Origin of the sequence: Streptomyces glaucosporus (genome assembly GCF_039533345.1) — a bacterium.
Lineage (GTDB): Bacteria > Actinomycetota > Actinomycetes > Streptomycetales > Streptomycetaceae > Streptomyces > Streptomyces glaucosporus.
Window position 1 is genome coordinate 374,375 of sequence record NZ_BAAATJ010000001.1, and the last position, 17,192, is coordinate 391,566.

At 74.1% G+C, this 17,192-nt stretch carries 14 protein-coding genes; 13 read left to right on the top strand and 1 reads right to left on the bottom strand.

Annotated features, from left to right (window positions below; all coding sequences use genetic code 11):
* The first annotated feature begins 10 nt into the window (after positions 1–10).
* From ABD358_RS01705 to ABD358_RS01730, 6 genes are all read left to right on the top strand, one after another.
* Positions 11–934, top strand: a complete 924-nt coding sequence (locus ABD358_RS01705; protein ID WP_344628954.1) for an NTP transferase domain-containing protein — start codon at positions 11–13, stop codon at positions 932–934.
* Between the two features lie 7 nt (positions 935–941).
* Positions 942–2,354 carry a molybdopterin molybdotransferase MoeA gene (locus tag ABD358_RS01710; RefSeq protein WP_344628955.1) on the top strand — a complete coding sequence of 471 codons (1,413 nt, stop codon included), beginning with the start codon at positions 942–944 and terminating at the stop codon, positions 2,352–2,354.
* A gap of 4 nt (positions 2,355–2,358) precedes the next feature.
* Positions 2,359–3,420, top strand: a complete 1,062-nt coding sequence (locus tag ABD358_RS01715; RefSeq protein WP_344628956.1) for a potassium channel family protein — start codon at positions 2,359–2,361, stop codon at positions 3,418–3,420.
* A gap of 9 nt (positions 3,421–3,429) precedes the next feature.
* Complete coding sequence (locus ABD358_RS01720) at positions 3,430–4,419, top strand: NAD(P)H-quinone oxidoreductase (protein ID WP_344628957.1); 990 nt, start codon at positions 3,430–3,432, stop codon at positions 4,417–4,419.
* Positions 4,420–4,531: 112 nt separating this feature from the next.
* On the top strand, positions 4,532–5,182 hold the full coding sequence (locus ABD358_RS01725; RefSeq protein WP_344628958.1) for a hypothetical protein: 651 nt from the start codon (positions 4,532–4,534) through the stop codon (positions 5,180–5,182).
* Positions 5,183–5,254: 72 nt separating this feature from the next.
* Positions 5,255–5,833, top strand: coding sequence for a bacterial proteasome activator family protein (locus ABD358_RS01730; protein ID WP_344628959.1), 579 nt, complete (start codon positions 5,255–5,257; stop codon positions 5,831–5,833).
* A gap of 142 nt (positions 5,834–5,975) precedes the next feature.
* On the opposite strand, the gene ABD358_RS01735 is transcribed toward ABD358_RS01730, so the two are convergent.
* Complete coding sequence (locus tag ABD358_RS01735; protein WP_344628960.1) at positions 5,976–7,664, bottom strand: protein kinase domain-containing protein; 1,689 nt, start codon at positions 7,662–7,664, stop codon at positions 5,976–5,978.
* A gap of 422 nt (positions 7,665–8,086) precedes the next feature.
* Between ABD358_RS01735 and ABD358_RS01740 the strand changes: the two genes are divergently transcribed.
* From ABD358_RS01740 to ABD358_RS01770, 7 genes are all read left to right on the top strand, one after another.
* The gene (locus tag ABD358_RS01740) at positions 8,087–9,763 is read left to right on the top strand and encodes a protein kinase domain-containing protein (RefSeq protein WP_344628961.1); all 1,677 of its coding nucleotides are present in this window, start codon (positions 8,087–8,089) and stop codon (positions 9,761–9,763) included.
* Positions 9,764–9,838: 75 nt separating this feature from the next.
* The gene (locus tag ABD358_RS01745) at positions 9,839–10,876 is read left to right on the top strand and encodes a phosphotransferase (protein ID WP_344628962.1); all 1,038 of its coding nucleotides are present in this window, start codon (positions 9,839–9,841) and stop codon (positions 10,874–10,876) included.
* Positions 10,877–11,309: 433 nt separating this feature from the next.
* Positions 11,310–12,482, top strand: a complete 1,173-nt coding sequence (gene pdhA, locus ABD358_RS01750) for a pyruvate dehydrogenase (acetyl-transferring) E1 component subunit alpha (protein WP_344628963.1) — start codon at positions 11,310–11,312, stop codon at positions 12,480–12,482.
* Between the two features lies 1 nt (position 12,483).
* Entirely contained in the window at positions 12,484–13,470 is a 987-nt protein-coding gene (locus tag ABD358_RS01755; protein WP_344628964.1) for an alpha-ketoacid dehydrogenase subunit beta, read from the top strand.
* Positions 13,471–13,496: 26 nt separating this feature from the next.
* Positions 13,497–14,981 carry a dihydrolipoamide acetyltransferase family protein gene (locus tag ABD358_RS01760; RefSeq protein ID WP_344628965.1) on the top strand — a complete coding sequence of 495 codons (1,485 nt, stop codon included), beginning with the start codon at positions 13,497–13,499 and terminating at the stop codon, positions 14,979–14,981.
* Between the two features lie 163 nt (positions 14,982–15,144).
* Positions 15,145–15,804 carry a GntR family transcriptional regulator gene (locus ABD358_RS01765; protein WP_344628966.1) on the top strand — a complete coding sequence of 220 codons (660 nt, stop codon included), beginning with the start codon at positions 15,145–15,147 and terminating at the stop codon, positions 15,802–15,804.
* Positions 15,801–17,126: an MFS transporter gene (locus ABD358_RS01770; RefSeq protein WP_344628967.1), complete on the top strand. Its 1,326-nt coding sequence runs from the start codon at positions 15,801–15,803 to the stop codon at positions 17,124–17,126. Before ABD358_RS01765 ends, ABD358_RS01770 begins: the two co-directional genes overlap by 4 nt.
* Positions 17,127–17,192 lie beyond the last annotated feature (66 nt).

A 17,192-nucleotide genomic window follows, 5' to 3' on the forward strand; every position in this document is an offset into this window, starting at 1 on the left:
TACTCGTGGGATGACCCACGCGTACGACGCCGTCGTCATCGCCGGCGGCGCCGCCCGCCGGCTCGGCGGCGCCGACAAACCGGCCCTCACCGTCGGGGGCCGGACACTGCTCGACAGGGTGCTCCACGCCTGCGCCGGCGCGGCGCGGACCGTGGTCGTCGGTCCGCGCCGGCCGACGGCGCGGCCGGTGGACTGGGTGCGCGAGCAGCCGCCCGGCGGCGGGCCGCTGGCCGCGCTCGACGCCGGGCTCCGCCGCGCCGGCAGCGAGACGGTGCTGGTGCTCTCCGCCGACCTGCCCTTCCTGACGCCCGCCACCGTGCGGGCCCTGCTGGACGGCGCGGCCGGCCCGGACGGGAACGGCGGGGGAGGCGGCCCGGACGGGAACGGCGGGGGAGACGGCCCGGACGGGAACGGCGGGGGAGACGGCGCGATCGTCGACGACGGCCGCGACCAGCCCCTTGTGGGCGCCTACCGGACCGAGTCCCTCCGGCGCGAACTGGCTCTCCTCGCCGTCGAGTACGGGGGTCTGGCGGGCCTCCCCCTGAGGCTGCTCACCGCCGGACTGTCGCTGCGCCGCGTCGCCCCCGCCGCCCCCGACGAGGCCCTGGACTGCGACACCTGGGAGGAACTGGCCGCGGCCCGTTCGCGGATCAGGGAGCATGGGCGTGTGCTGAACGAATGGATGACCGCGGCCAGGGCCGAACTGGGCATCGACCTCGACGTCGACACCGCCCTCCTCCTCGATCTCGCGCGGGACGCCGCGCACGGCGTGGCCCGTCCCGCCGCCCCGCTGACGACCTTCCTCGTCGGGTACGCGGCGGCCCGCGCGGGCGGAAGCGCCGAGGACGTCGCCGAAGCGGTCCGGAAGGCCTCCGACCTCGCCCGCCGCTGGGCCGAGGAGGAGGGCCCCGGGACGGCCCCGGAAGGAAGGTAGGGCCGGGATGAGCGGTGACGACCTGGCCGACGCCCTCGCCCTGGCCAACGCCCACCGGGACGGCGCCCCCCGCGCCGGAGCGCCCCGGGGCACCCCCCGCGGCGCCTTCCGCGACGGTCGCGCGCCCGCCGAACCGGCGAGCGGGGAGGACGCGTTCCGCGAGGAGCGCGCGGGGAGGGAGGGGAGCGTACGGCACCTCGCCTGGCCGCGGGCCCGCGCCGCCGCGGCCCGCGCCGGGGCGCGGCGGCGCGCCGAGCCCGTCACCCTGCCCCTGGAGAGCGCCCTCGGCCACCGTCTCGCCGAGCCCCTGACCGCGCTCACCGACCTCCCGGCGTTCGACACCTCCGCCATGGACGGCTGGGCCGTCTCCGGCCCCGGCCCCTGGGAGCTCGCGGACGCGGGCGACGCCCGCGGCGTCCTGGCCGGGCACGGCGCCCCGCCCCCGCTCCCGGACGGCCACGCCGTCCGCATCGCCACCGGCGCCCGCATCCCGCCGGGCACCACCGCCGTGCTGCGTTCCGAGTACGGCGAGGTGCACGACCGCCGGCTGCGCGCCCCCAGGGCGCCCCAGCACGGCGCCGACATCCGGCCGCGCGGCCAGGAGTGCCGCGCCGGCGACCGGCTGCTGCCCGCCGGCGCGCGGATCACCCCGGCCGTGCTCGGCCTCGCCGCCGCGGCCGGCTGGGACGGACTGCCCGTCCTGCGCCGGCCCCGCGCCGAGGTGCTGGTCCTGGGCGACGAGCTGCTGGCCTCCGGCCGTCCCGAGGGGGGCCGGGTGCGCGACGCGCTCGGCCCCATGATCGGCCCCTGGCTGGAGTGCCTGGGCGCCGAGGCCGTGTCCACCCGCAGGCTGGGTGACGACGCCGACGCGCTGCGCGCGGCGCTGGAGGGCACCACCGCCGACCTCGTCGTCACCACCGGGGGCACGGCCTCCGGGCCCGTCGACCACGTCCACCCCGCCCTCCGCGAGCTGGGCGCGACGCTGCTGGTGGACGGGGTGGCCGTGCGTCCCGGCCATCCGATGCTGCTGGCGAGGCTGCCCGCCGGAGCGCACCTCGTCGGGCTGCCGGGCAATCCCCTGGCGGCCGTGTCGGGGCTGCTCACCCTCGCCGAGCCGCTGCTGCGGGCCGTGCCCGGCGCCGGGCCGTCCGGCGGCCCGTCCGGCGCTCCCTCCCCCGGCCCGTCCGGCGACCCGTCCGCGGAGCCGCTCACCGTCCCGCTCGTGGACGAGGTGCACGGGCACCCCCGTGACACGCGGCTGGTCCCCGTCGTGCAGGATGGCCTGGGTGTACGGTCACTGCGCTTCACCGGTCCCGCGATGCTGCGGGGCATCGCCGCGGCCACCGCTCTCGCGGTCGTCCCGCCCGGCGGTGTCCGGCCGGGCACCGGCGTGCGCGTCCTGAGGCTCCCGTGGGCGTGACGTCATGAGGAGAATCCCGCTGGACGAGCTGCAGCACCACGTGCAGCTCCCCGAGCCGGTCGCCGGACCGCTGCGCCAGGTGGTGAAGCGGGTGGTGGCGGCGGCGGTCGTGCTGCTGGCGACGGTGTTCCTGGTTTACCTCGACCGCGAGGAGTACGGGGACAACGCCGACGGCCGGGTCTCGCTCCTGGACTGCTTCTACTACGCCACGGTCACCCTCTCCACCACCGGGTACGGCGACATCACCCCGGTCAGCGACAGTGCCCGCCTGATCAACGTCCTGGTCGTCACCCCCCTGCGCGTCCTGTTCCTGATCATCCTCATCGGCACCACCCTGGAGGTGCTGGCGGAACGGACCCGCGAGCAGTGGCGCCTGGCCCGCTGGAGGTCCGCCTTGCGCGATCACACCGTCATCGTCGGATTCGGCACCAAGGGCCGGTCCGCCGCCGAGACGCTGATCTCGACGGGGATCCCCCGGGACCAGATAGTGATCGTCGACCCGAGCCGGAAGGTCGTCGAGGGCGCCGGGGCGGCCGGGTTCACGGGCGTCGTCGGCGACGCGACCCGCAGCGACGTGCTGCTGCGGGCGGAGGTGCAGCGCGCGGGGCAGGTGATCATCGCCACCCAGCGCGACGACACCGCCGTACTGGTGACGCTCACCGCCCGCCAGCTCAACCGGAACCTGCGGATCGTCGCGGCGGTGCGGGAGGAGGAGAACGCGCCGCTGCTGCGCCAGTCCGGCGCCGACTCCGTGATCACCAGCGCCAGCGCCGCCGGCCGCCTGCTCGGCATGTCGATGCTCAGCCCGAGCGCCGGCGCGGTGATGGAGGACCTGATCCACCAGGGCACGGGACTGAACCTGACCGAGCGCCCGGTCACCAGGGCCGAGGCCGGCCGGTCCCCGCGCGAGTGCAAGGACCTGGTGGTCTCCGTGGTGCGCGGCCACCGGGTGCTGGGGTTCGACGATCCGGAGGCGTCCAGGCTGGAACTCACCGACCGCCTGGTGGTCATCCGGCGGGCCTCGCCCTCGCAGACCGTCGTCCTCCCCAACGATCCGCGGAGGTAGCGTCACCCCATGCACGCGATCACCATCACCGAACCAGGCGGCCCCGACGTCCTCGCCTGGACCCAGGTCGACGATCCCGAGCCCGGTGAGGGCGAGGTGCTGGTGGAGGTGGCGGCGAGCGCCGTCAACCGCGCCGACCTCCTCCAGCGCCAGGGCTTCTACGACCCGCCGCCCGGCGCCTCCCCCCACCCCGGTCTGGAGTGCGCGGGACGGATCGCGGCGCTCGGCCCCGGCGTGGACGGCTGGCGGGTCGGCGACGAGGTGTGCGCGCTGCTGGCCGGCGGCGGGTACGCCGAGAAGGTCGCCGTGCCGCAGGGACAGCTGCTGCCCCTGCCCCAGGGCCCCGACGGCCCCCTCACCCCGGCCGAGGCCGCGGCGCTCCCGGAGGTGGCCTGCACGGTCTGGTCGAACGTCTTCATGACCGCCGGGCTGAAGGCCGGCGAGACGCTGCTGGTCCACGGCGGCGCCAGCGGCATCGGCACCATGGCGATCCAGCTCGCCAAGGCCGCCGGCGCCCGGGTGGCGGTCACCGCCGGCAGCCCGGAGAAACTGCGGCGCTGCGCGGACCTGGACGCGGACGTCCTGATCGACTACCGCGAGCAGGACTTCGTCGAGGAGGTCAGGGAGGCCACGGCCGGGCACGGCGCGGACGTCGTCCTCGACATCATCGGCGGCAAGTACCTGGAGCGGAACGTGGAGGTGCTCGCCACCGGCGGCCGGATCGTGGTCATCGGCCTCCAGGGCGGGCGCCGCGGGGAGCTCCCGCTGGGGAAGCTGCTCGCCAAGCGCGGCACCGTCGCGGCCACCACCCTGCGCGCCCGTCCGGTGCCGGAGAAGGCGGAGATCGTCGCGGCGGTGCGCGAGCACGTCTGGCCGCTGGTCGCCTCCGGCCGCGTCCGCCCCGTCGTGGACCGGACCCTGCCGATGAGTCATGCGTCCGAGGCGCACCGGGTACTCGAACAGAGCGATCACGTGGGCAAGGTCGTTCTCACGGTTTGAGAATCGTTGGCTGTCTGTTGATCCGCCGTTGGTCCGTCCGAGATGCCGGACTCACGCGGTCGTGTGACGCTTGTTACACCACTGGACGATCGGTACGGGAGGGGGCGTAGCGGTGAGAGAGACCGTGATCACCCTGCTGGCCTGCGCGATGGTGCTCCTTCCGGCACACATCGCCCTGGGGGCCCAGCACACGGCGGCCATGGCGGCCGCTCCCGGCAGCGGCCACAGCGCGGTGGAGCCCACCAGAGGCCCCGGAGCGGACCGGAAGCCCACCCCCGCCCCCACGCCCACCGACGACGGCGACCGGCCGGGCGACCGCCCGTCGTTCCCCTCGTGGCCGTCCAGGCCGCCGTGGCCGCCGAACGACCCCGAGCCCACGCCCTCTCCCACCCCGACGTCCACCCCCACCCCGACTCCGGAGCCCTCCTCCGGCGGGCCCTCCGGCGAACCGTCCGGCACCCCGTCGGAGGAGGAGAGCGCCCACCGTGACGTCCCGGCCGGGCTGCGGCAGCCCGGGACGCCCGGGGGGCGGCCGAGCGCGGAGCGGACCCCGCAGGCGTGGACCGAACCGGTCAGCGACCGGAGCACCGGAACCGTCGGCGACCGCGACCGGGCCGGGGAGGACCGGGGGGACGACCCGGGCATCGGCCACCGGGCGGCGGTGCCCGTCACCGGGCAGCTGCTGCCCGTGCTGCCGCTGGGCGCCGGCCTGACCTTCCTCGGCCTGGGCCTGGCGTCCTTCGCCCTGCGGCTGCGCCGCTGAGCCGCCCCGGGCCGGGGCGCCCGGCCGGGGGATCGCCCGGTGGGCGCGGGGGCGGGGGTGCAGAATGGTGTTATGACACAGCCGATGAACGAACGGTCGCACGAGGGCCAGCAGGTACTGGTCGTCGGCCCGGACGGAATGGCCCTCGGAGGCACCGCCCACACGGGCGTCTCCCGCACGGGCGGCGACGGGAGCGCCGACGAGGAGTCGCGCGAGCTTCCCGTGACGGAGATGGTCGAGCAGCCCGCGAAGGTCATGCGGATCGGCAGCATGATCAAGCAGCTCCTGGAGGAGGTCAAGTCCGCTCCCCTGGACGAGGCGAGCCGGGCGCGGCTCAAGGAGATCCACGCCAGTTCCGTCAAGGAGCTGGAGGACGGCCTGGCACCCGAGCTGATCGAGGAGCTGGAGCGGATCTCGCTGCCGTTCACCGACGACGCGGTGCCCTCCGAGGCCGAGCTGCGCATCGCGCAGGCCCAGCTCGTGGGCTGGCTGGAGGGGCTGTTCCACGGCATCCAGACGGCGCTGTTCGCCCAGCAGATGGCGGCGCGCGCCCAGCTGGAGCAGATGCGCCGGGCGCTCCCCGCGGGTGTCATGCCCGAGGACAAGGACGCCGACGGGCGCGGCCACACCCGCTCGGGCCCCTATCTCTGACTGTCTCTGACGTCCCCGGCCGCCTTCGACGCCTTGACGGCCCGGCGGCCGCCCCGCGGCCCGCAGGGACGGAACGGGCCCGGCACGCGGATCGCGTGCCGGGCCCGTCCCGTGTGGTGTGCGCGGTGTCCGGGGCGGCCCGTCAGGCCGGGTTGCCGGTGGAGACCGTCAGGACGATCGAGTCCTTCTTGGGGTCGAAGGCCTCGTAGGCGCTCGGGGACTGTTCGAGGACGGTGTTCTTGCCGTACAGGTTCTCGTCCTCGTACTCGACCTCCTTCAGCACCCAGCCCGCCTCGCGGATGCAGGTCTTCACCGAGTCCAGGTGCTTGTAGGTGAGGTCGGGCATGCTCGTCTTGCCCTTCTCGATGATGCTCTCCGAGGCGTCCGTGCACTTGGCGGGATCGATGGTCTTGGACTTGTCCTCGTCCTTGAAGCCGCCGTCGTCGCCGGTCTCGCCGTCGTCGACGCTCTGGCCGTCCGTGTCGCCGCCCGCGGTGGCCGCGGGCTGCTCCGACGACCGGACGGGGACCGGGGAGTTCCTCGCCTCGGGTTCGTCGCCTCCGCTGTTGACGGTCAGGGCGATGATCAGGGCCGAGACGGCGACGATCGCGGCGACGGCCGAGCCGACGAGCACCGTCGTGTTCCTGCGCCCGCCGGACGAGGGGGCGGGGGACGAGCCGTACGGAGGCGGGGTGGGCGCTCCGCCCTGGTGCCCCTGGTGCCCGTACGGTCCCGGCGCCGGGACCGAGTACGCCGGGGCGGGCGGCGGCGTGGACGGCCCGTAGCCGCCGTGGGCGGCGGGCGCGTAGGGCTGGTACGGCTGCTGCACGCTGCCGTGCGGGGGCGGGGTGCCGGTGGTGTCCACCGGCGGGAAGACCGACTGGGCGACCGCCGCGCCGCTCTGCGCCGTGCCGCCGCCGACGATCAGCGGGGTGGTGTTCGAGGCCAGCACCGAGTTGCGGACGCGTTCGCACTCCTCGCGCATCGCCTCGGCGGTCGGGAACCGCTCGTTGGGGTTCTTCCGCAGCGCCCGGGCGATCAGCGCGTCCACCGCCGGCGGCAGCGACCGGTTGATCGAGGACGGGACGGGCGGCTCCTCCTGGACGTGCGCGTACGCGATGGCCAGCGGCGAGTCGGCGTCGAACGGGAGCCGTCCGGTGAGGAGCTCGAAGAGCATGATGCCCACCGAGTACAGGTCGGAGCGGGCGTCCACGCCGCGCCCCAGGGCCTGCTCGGGGGAGAGGTACTGCGGGGTGCCGACGACCATGCCGGTCTGGGTCATCGAGGTGACGCCGGACTGCATGGCGCGGGCGATGCCGAAGTCCATCACCTTGACCACGCCGCGCCGGTTCAGCATCACGTTGCCCGGCTTGATGTCCCGGTGCACCAGGCCCATCTCGTGGCTGACCTCGAGTGCGGCGAGCACGTCGGCGACGATCTTCAGGCCCTTGTCGCTCGGCATCGCGCCGAACTGCGCCACGTCCTCGTCGAGGACCGAGCGCAGCGGCTTGCCCTCGACGTACTCCATGACGATGTACGGCACCAGCGCGCCGTCGATGTCGTCCTCGCCGGAGTCGAAGACGGAGACGATGTTGGTGTGGGTGAGCTTGGCCACCGACTGGGCCTCGCGGCGGAAGCGCTCGCGGAAGGACGCCTCGCGGCCCAGCTCGGTGTGGAGGGTCTTGACCGCGACCTGCCGGTCGAGCACGGAGTCGTAGGCGAGGTGCACCGAGGCCATGCCGCCCTGTCCGAGCAGGTCCCTCAGCTGGTAGCGTCCGCCGCCGACGGTGCGGCCCTGGTAGCCCCCGGCCTGTGCGCCGTTGTCGCTCATCTGCCTGCTTCCCCCTCGGCGCCGCAGGACTGCCGTTGTGGACCTGCGCGTGTACGGTTGCTCTCTGCGGTGCTCTGGTGTGTTCCGTCGTTCGCCGGCGTCGCCGGGGCCGTCGACCGGGACACCCGACCACCGGCAAGTCTGCCCCAGCGGCCGGACACGTCAAGCCGCTTGCCCGTTCCGTGACACGATGCGCGCATACGCGTCACGCCCGCGCCCCCGGGGCACCGGACATCGTAACTTGCCAGTTCGCGGCCGGACCGGGTTGGATGGTCGGTCACTGCCCACCGCTCTCCGCACCGCCCGCCGCGCCGCTCTCTTCGCTCCGACCGAGGGGTACGGCCCCCGGACCCTGTTAGCGTGCACAAGGAGCAGAGCATACGGACCCGCGTTCACGCGGACCTGATCTACGGCGAGGACTGATGGCACAGACACAAGCCGCCGGAGGGCCTTCGGAGCCCGACGAGACCGCTGGCGGGGTGTCCGGATCGCCCGATTCGTCGGAATTCTGGCCCAGTGGCGGAGTGGTGGGCGACGGACGGTACCGCCTCACCCGCCGCCTCGGCCGAGGCGGCATGGCGGAGGTGTTCGCCGCCGAGGACGTGCGCCTGGGCCGGACCGTGGCCGTCAAGCTGATGCGCTCCGACCTCGCCGAGGACCCGGTGGCCAAGGCGCGCTTCACCCGCGAGGCGCAGTCCGTCGCCGGCCTCAACCACCACGCCGTGGTGGCCGTCTACGACTCCGGCGAGGACGTGGTCGACGGCAACCCCGTGCCGTACATCGTCATGGAGCTGGTCGAGGGCCGCACGATCCGCGATCTGCTCATGAACGCCGAGGCGCCGCCGCCCGAGCAGGCGCTGATCATCGTCTCCGGGGTGCTGGAGGCGCTCGCCTACAGCCACCAGCACGGCATCGTCCACCGGGACATCAAGCCGGCCAACGTCATCATCACCAACAACGGCGCCGTGAAGGTGATGGACTTCGGCATCGCCCGCGCCCTGCACGGCGCCTCCACCACCATGACCCAGACCGGCATGGTGATGGGCACCCCCCAGTACCTCTCCCCCGAGCAGGCCCTGGGCAAGACGGTGGACGCCCGCTCCGACCTGTACGCGACGGGCTGCCTGCTCTACGAGCTCCTCGCGCTGCGCCCGCCGTTCACCGGCGAGACGCCGCTGTCGGTGGTCTACCAGCACGTCCAGGACGAGCCGGTGCCGCCGTCGCGGATCTCCGACTCGGTGCCGCCGGAGCTGGACGGCCTGGTGATGCGCGCCCTGGCCAAGGACCCGGACGACCGCTTCCAGACCGCCGAGGAGATGCGCGGGCTGGTGCAGTACGCCCTCCGCATGCTCCAGGAGCAGGGCGGCCACACCGGCGGCCTGTGGAACACCGGCATGGTCGTCTCCACCGGCGCCACGCCCGCCATGGGCACCCCCGCCGCGTACGGGCAGCAGGGCGGCGACGGCTTCGCCGGCGCGGCGGACGCCACCCGGGTCGGCCCGCCGCTGCTGATGGGCAACCCCGCCGGCGGCTCGTACGACACCGGCGGCGCCTACGACGGCGGGTACGGCGACGACCGCCGGGGCGGCAGCGGCCTGAAGTACGCGCTGATCGCCTTCTTCGCGGTCCTCGCCGTCACCGCGGGCATCTTCTTCGCCGTCAACGGCGACGGGGGAGGCGGGGAGCCCAAGACCCCCGGCAAGAGCTCCAGCGCGCCCGCGGACGAGAAGACGTCCCCGGAGCCGACGGAGGAGGAGCCGAGCGAGGAGCCGACGCTGGAGGACACCGACTCCGGTGGTTCGAGCGGCTGGTCGAACAACGGCGGCACCAGCCAGTGGCCCACCGACCCGCAGCCCAGCACGACGCCCTCGCCGACCGGCGGGCAGCCCACCGACACCGCCGGCGGCGGCTCGAACAGCGGCACCGGCGACGGCGGCCAGGACGGCGACCCCGACGCCGGCGGCCAGAACGGCGCTCCCGACACCGGCGGCCAGAACGGTGACCCCGGCGGCGGCAACCCGGCGGGCGGTGCCGACCAGGGCGCCGCCGAGGGGAACGCGACCGGCGCCAACGACCCGGTCGGCGTCGCCGGCGGCTGATCCCGGCACCCCCCAATACCACGGCCCGGCCACGGTTTCACACCGTGACCGGGCCGTCGCCCGTGGTGACCTACGATGCGACGCGTGCAGTCCAGTGATCTCCCCGGTACCACCCTCACCACGCTGGTGCGCCGCTACGGCGCCGGGGAGCCGCTCTCCTGCGAACCGGTGGCCCAGGGACTGCTGAACCGGGGCTACCGGCTGTCCACCACCCGCGGCCGGTTCTTCCTCAAGCACCACCTCGACGACGACCCCGGCGCCCCGGACCGCATCGAGCACCAGCACCGCGTCACCGCCCGCCTCGGCGACCTGGGCCTGCCGGTCGTCCCGCCCGTCCAGGACGCCTCCGGACGGACCGTCGCCGTCGTGGAGGGCCGCTGCTACGCCCTGCACCCGTGGGTGGACGGCCGGCACCGCGACGGCGGCGAGCTCTCCCGGGCCCAGTCCCGCCGGCTGGGGGCGCTGCTCGGCCTGGTGCACGTCGGGCTGGACCGGGTCGTGCCCGTGCCCGGGACCGAGCGCACCGCCCACGCCAGCGCCGACCCCGAGGAGACCTTCGTCCTCATAGAGGAACTGCTCGCCCGCATCCGCGCCCGCCGCCGGCGCGACTGCTTCGACGAGCTGGCCGAGCACCGGCTCCGCGAGCGCCGCGACCTGCTGCGCCGCCACGCCCACCGCCGTCCGCCCGCCGGGGCCGAGCCGGTGGCGGGGTGGGTGCACGGCGACTTCCACCCCCTGAACCTGCTCTACCGGGACCGGGAGCCCTGGGAGCCCGTGGCGATCGTGGACTGGGACCGGCTCGCCGTCCAGCCGCGCGCCGAGGAGGCCGTACGGGCCGCGGCGATCTTCTTCCTGCGGCCCGGAGGGGCCCTGGACCTGGTGAAGATCCGCGCCTACGCCCGCGCCTACCGCGCGGCCACCGGGGCCGCCGCGGACGAGATGGCCGCGGCCGTGCACCGGGTGTGGTGGGAGCGGCTCAACGACTTCTGGATGCTGCGCTGGCGCTACCAGCTCCGCGACCGCCGCACCGACCCGCAGTTCCCGGCGGCCGCCGCGCTGGTGGTGTGGTGGACCGACCGCTACGAAGCGGTCCGCGACGCCTTCTGCGCGTAGACGTCCGGGAATCCTCCGCTTCTTCCCCTCCGTGGGCTTCCGTTCCCCCGCGCCCCCTTCGCCCGTCTCACATGCCGATCCACCACCAACCGGGCGTCACTCCTGCACGGCTCTTCCCGTGTCTCCTCCGCCGGGATACCGTGCCCCTGTCCCGGCGCTCGCGAGGCTGTGACCAGTAATCTTCCAGGCTTCCGCGATTTACTTGGAGATCCAAGGAAAATTGCAGGTCAAAGGCCCTTCGCGCTCACGCGGAGGTACTGGGTAACGTGCTGACTGCGGGCCGTCGAACGGGACACCTGTCACCGCTCGGTTCCGTCCGCGCCGCACCCAACCCCGTGGGCCGTACGGAATCGGGCGAGCCTCTCCCCACCACCGGTGGGGAAACCCCAGGCTCCCCGGCGACCCCGGGGGCCGGACAGACGGAGGAGCACACGTGACCGTGGAGAGCACTGCCGCGCGCAGCAAGCCGCGCCGCAGCAGCGGAAAGCGCACCACGACGAGCGGCGCCAGGAAGCGCCCGCAGTCGGCGGCCGCGCGCCCCGAGCTCGTACAACTGCTGACGCCCGAGGGCGAGCGGGTCGAGCACCCGGACTACTCGCTGGACCTGACCGCGGACGAGCTGCGCGGCCTGTACCGCGACATGGTCCTCACCCGGCGCTTCGACGCCGAGGCCACCGCGCTCCAGCGCCAGGGCGAGCTGGGGCTGTGGGCGTCGCTGCTGGGCCAGGAGGCGGCCCAGATCGGCTCCGGGCGGGCGCTGCGGGACGACGACTACGTCTTCCCCACCTACCGCGAGCACGGTGTGGCCTGGTGCCGCGGGGTGGACCCGACCAACCTGCTAGGGATGTTCCGCGGCGTGAACAACGGCGGCTGGGACCCCACGAGCAACAACTTCCACCTCTACACCATCGTCATCGGCTCCCAGGCGCTGCACGCCACCGGCTACGCGATGGGCGTCGCCAAGGACGGCGCGGACAGCGCGGTGATCGCCTACTTCGGTGACGGCGCGTCCAGCCAGGGCGACGTGGCCGAGGCGTTCACCTTCTCCGCGGTCTACAACGCGCCGGTCGTGTTCTTCTGCCAGAACAACCAGTGGGCGATCTCCGAGCCCACCGAGCGCCAGTCCCGCGTGCCGATCTACCAGCGCGCCGCCGGCTTCGGCTTCCCCGGCGTCCGGGTGGACGGCAACGACGTGCTGGCCGTGCTGGCCGTGACCCGGGCCGCACTGGAGCACGCCCGCTCCGGCCAGGGGCCGATGCTGGTCGAGGCGTTCACCTACCGGATGGGCGCCCACACCACCTCCGACGACCCCAGCCGCTACCGCAAGGACGCCGAGCGCGAGGAGTGGGAGGCCAAGGACCCCATCCTGCGGATGCGCACCTACCTGGAGAAGGAGGGCCTGATCGACGAGGCCTGGCTCTCCGGGCTGGACGAGGAGAGCGACGCGCTGGCCCAGCGGGTCCGCGAGGCCATCCGGACCATGCCGGACCCGGACACCATGGCCATCTTCGAGAACGTCTACGCCGACGGGCACGCGCTGGTGGACGAGGAGCGCGCCCAGTTCGCCGAGTACCTGGCGTCCTTCGCCGACGAGGAGGGCCGCTGAGATGGCCGCGACCAAGACCACCCTGCCCATGGCCAAGGCGCTCAACGAGTCGCTGCGCAAGGCCCTGGAGACCGACCCCAAGGTCCTGATCATGGGCGAGGACGTCGGCAAGCTCGGCGGCGTCTTCCGCATCACCGACGGACTGCAGAAGGACTTCGGCGAGGGCCGGGTCATCGACACCCCGCTGGCCGAGTCCGGCATCGTCGGCACCGCGATCGGCATGGCCCTGCGCGGCTACCGGCCGGTGGTGGAGATCCAGTTCGACGGGTTCGTCTTCCCCGCCTACGACCAGATCGTCACCCAGCTCGCCAAGATGCACGCCCGCGCGCTGGGCAAGGTCAAGCTGCCGGTCGTCGTCCGCATCCCCTACGGCGGCGGCATCGGCGCGGTGGAGCACCACAGCGAGTCGCCCGAGGCGCTGTTCGCGCACGTGGCCGGCCTGAAGTGCGTCTCGCCGTCCAACCCCTCGGACGCCTACTGGATGCTCCAGCAGGCCATTCAGTCCGACGACCCGGTGATCTTCTTCGAGCCCAAGCGGCGCTACTGGGACAAGGGCGAGGTCGACACCGAGGCCATCCCCGGCCCGCTGCACAAGGCCGTCGTCGCCCGGCCGGGCACCGACCTGACGCTGGTGGCGTACGGCCCGATGGTGAAGACCTGCCTGGAGGCGGCCGCCGCGGCCGAGGAGGAGGGCAAGTCGCTGGAGGTCGTGGACCTGCGGTCGATCTCCCCGCTCGACTTCGACACCGTCCAGGAGTCGGTGGAGCGGACCGGGCGGCTGGTGGTGGTGCACGAGGCGCCGGTGTTCTTCGGCTCGGGCGCCGAGCTGGCCGCCCGGATCACCGAGCGGTGCTTCTACCACCTGGAGGCGCCGGTGCTGCGGGTCGGCGGATTCCACGCCCCGTACCCCCCGGCCAGGCTGGAGGAGGAGTACCTGCCCAATCTGGACCGGGTGCTCGAAGCGGTCGACCGTGCGCTGGCGTACTGAGAACAGGGCTGAGGAGAGTCGTGACGATGACTGATACGGCTGCCGCCGGGGCCGCGGCCCAGCGCATCCGCGAGTTCAGGATGCCGGACGTGGGCGAGGGCCTGACCGAGGCCGAGATCCTCAAGTGGTACGTCCAGCCCGGGGACTCGGTGACGGACGGCCAGGTGGTGTGCGAGGTCGAGACGGCCAAGGCCGCCGTCGAGCTGCCGATCCCGTTCACCGGTGTGGTCCACGAACTGCGCTTCGACGAGGGCGCCACCGTGGACGTCGGCACACCGATCATCACGGTGGACACCGACCCCTCGGCCGGCCCGGAGACCGCGCCCGCCGCGCCGGCGCCCGCCGCCGCGCCCGCGCCGTCCGCCGGGGACGCCGGGGCGGGGAACGGACCCGGCGAGAACAAGCGCCAGCCGGTGCTGGTGGGCTACGGGGTCGCCACCGGGTCGACGAAGCGGCGCCCGCGCAAGCAGCCCGCCGCGCAGGCGCAGGCCGCGCAGTCCGCCGTCCAGGCGGAGCTGAACGGCACCCCCACGCCCGTCGCCGAGGCGCCCGCGGTGCCGGTCGCCGACGAGCCGTCCGCGGCGCGTCCGCTGGCCAAGCCGCCGGTGCGCAAGCTCGCCAGGGACCTGGGCATCGACCTGGCCACGGTCGTGCCCACCGGCGAGGGCGGGATCATCACCCGCGAGGACGTACGCGCCGCCGCCGCGGCGGCCGCCCCTGCCGAGGCCCCCCGGGCCCCGGAGGCCCCGGCGGCCCCCCTGCCCGCGGCGTCCGCCCAGGCCGTGACGGCCCCGGCCGTTCCGTCCGGGGAGCGCGAGCGGCGGGTGCCGATCAAGGGCGTGCGCAAGGCGACGGCCCAGGCGATGGTCTCCAGCGCCTTCACCGCGCCGCACGTCACGGAGTTCGTCACCGTCGACGTCACCCGCACGATGAAGCTGGTCCGGGAGCTCAAGCAGGACCCGGACCTGGCGGGCCTGCGGGTGAACCCGCTGCTGCTGGTGGCCAGGGCGTTCCTGACCGCGATCCGCCGCAACCCGGAGATCAACGCCTCCTGGGACGAGGAGCGGCAGGAGATCGTCTACAAGGAGTACGTGAACCTGGGCATCGCCGCGGCCACCCCGCGCGGCCTGATCGTGCCGAACATCAAGGACGCGCACGCCAAGACCCTGCCGGAGCTGGCCAGGGCGCTGGGCGAGCTGGTGGCCACCGCCCGCGAGGGGAGGACGTCCCCGGCGGACATGTCCGGCGGCACGGTGACCATCACCAACGTGGGCGTCTTCGGCGTCGACACCGGCACCCCGATACTCAACCCCGGGGAGTCGGCGATCCTGGCCTTCGGCCAGGTCAGGCTCCAGCCGTGGGTCCACAAGGGCAAGGTCAAGCCGCGCCAGGTCACCACCCTGGCCCTCTCCTTCGACCACCGCCTGGTCGACGGCGAGCTGGGTTCGAAGGTGCTGGCCGACACCGCGGCCGTCCTGGAGAACCCCAGGCGCCTGATCACCTGGAACTGATCCGGCCCGGACCGTCCCGTGGGGCCCGGCGCACACCGTGCGCCGGGCCCCACGGCGTCCCCGGGCCCGGGGACGCCGTCGTTCCGGGGCGCGCCGGCCCCGGGCGTCCCGCATGACGGACGGAGGGACGGGGACGCATACCTGTTGTATCTATGATGTGCGCATGTCTTCCGCGCCGTCCGCCCTCAAGCCGCCGCCCGCCGCCGAGCGCGTCTACACGCACGTCAAGCAGGCCGTCCTGGACCGCCGCTACGAGGGCGGCTCCCTCCTCACCGAGGGCGGGCTGGCCGAGGAGGTCGGGGTCTCCCGCACCCCCGTGCGCGAGGCGCTGCTGCGGCTGGAGGCCGAGGGGCTGCTGCGGCTCTACCCGAAGAAGGGCGCGCTCGTCCTGCCCGTCTCCGCACAGGAGATCGTCGACGTCGTGGAGACCCGGCTGCTGGTCGAGGAGCACGCCGTCCGCAAGGTCCTCCCCGCCCCGGGCGAGCTGCTCGACCGGCTCGCCGGCCTCCTGGAGCGGCAGCGGCGGCAGGCCGAGACCGGGGACCTGGCCGCGATGGCCGCCACCGACCGCAGCTTCCACGCCGCCATCGTCGAGGCGGCCGGGAACCAGATCCTGGCCCGCCTCTACGACCAGCTCCGCGACCGCCAGCTGCGGATGGGCGTCGCCGTGATGCACTCCCACCCCGACCGGATCGCCAAGAACATCACCGAGCACTCCGAGATCCACCGCGCCCTGTGCAGCGGCGACGCCGAGGCGGTCGCCGAGGCGGTGCGCGGCCACGTGGGCTCCGTACGGCACCTGCTGCGCGGTGAGGTCCGGTGAGCCGGAGGAAGGGGAGGGACGCCGCGCGCCGCACCGGACCCGAGGCCCTGCTGGGCGGCCCCAGAGCCGTCTTCGTCTGGGGGATCGGGGTCGCCGTCTACTTCACGGCCATCACCTACCGCACCAGCCTGGGCGTCGCGGGCATCGACGCGGCCGACCGCTTCGGCATCAACGCCTCCGCGCTGTCGACCTTCTCGATCCTCCAGCTCCTGGTCTACGCCGGGATGCAGATACCCGTCGGCCTGCTGGTGGACCGCTGGGGCACCAGGAAGGTCCTCACCCTGGGCGTCGTGCTCTTCACCACCGGCCAGTTCGCCTTCGCGCTGTCCGGCTCGTACGCCGTGGCGCTCCTCGCCCGCGCCCTGCTCGGCTGCGGCGACGCGATGACGTTCATCAGCGTGCTGCGGCTGGGTTCGCGCTGGTTCCCGCCCCGCTACGGCCCGCTGATCGCGCAGGGCGCGGCGCTGTTCGGCATGGCCGGCAACCTGGTGACCACCCTGGTGCTGTCCCGGGTGCTGGCCTCCTTCGGCTGGACGCCCACCTTCGCGGGCAGTTCCCTGCTCGGCGTCGTGGTGCTGGTGCTGGTCCTGCTCTTCCTGAAGGACGGGCCGGAGGGCCCGGAAGCGGAGCCACGGCCCGAGCCCGCCGCCCGTGCCGGCGGGTACGTGCGCCGCCAGATCGCCGCCGCCTGGCGGGAGCCGGGCACCCGGCTGGGCCTGTGGGTGCACTTCACCACCCAGTTCCCGGGCATGGTCTTCCTGCTGCTGTGGGGGCTTCCGTTCCTGGTCGAGGCGCAGGGCCGCTCCCGGGCCGAGGCCGGCACCCTGCTGACCGTGGTGGTCCTGTCCAACATGGTGATCGGCCTGGTCTACGGCCAGGTCATCGCCCGGCACGGGGGAGCGAGGGGGCCGCTGGCGCTGGGCACGGTGGCGGCCACCGCGGCCGTCTGGGCGATGGCGGTCCTCTGGCCGGGACACGCGCCGATGTGGGCGCTGGTGGTGATGTGCGTGGTGCTCGGGTCCTGCGGGCCGGGCTCGATGATCGGCTTCGACTTCGCGCGCCCCGCCAACCCGCCCGAGCGGCAGGGCACCGCGTCGGGCATCGTCAACGTCGGGGGCTTCACCGCCTCCATCACCACGCTGCTGGCCGTGGGCGTCCTGCTGGACGCGACCGGCGGCGACTACCGGATCGCGTTCGCGTCCGTCTTCGTCCTCCAGGCGGTGGGCACCGTCCAGATCCTCCGGCTGCGCGGCAGGGCGCACCGCCGCGAGCGCGAGCGGGTGGTGGCCAGCCGCGTCGAGACGGTGCACGTGCCGGTCTGACGCCCCGCGTCCCCTTCACGCCGGGGCGTGACGGGGACCGGGGCACGCCGGGCTCGGGGCGTGACG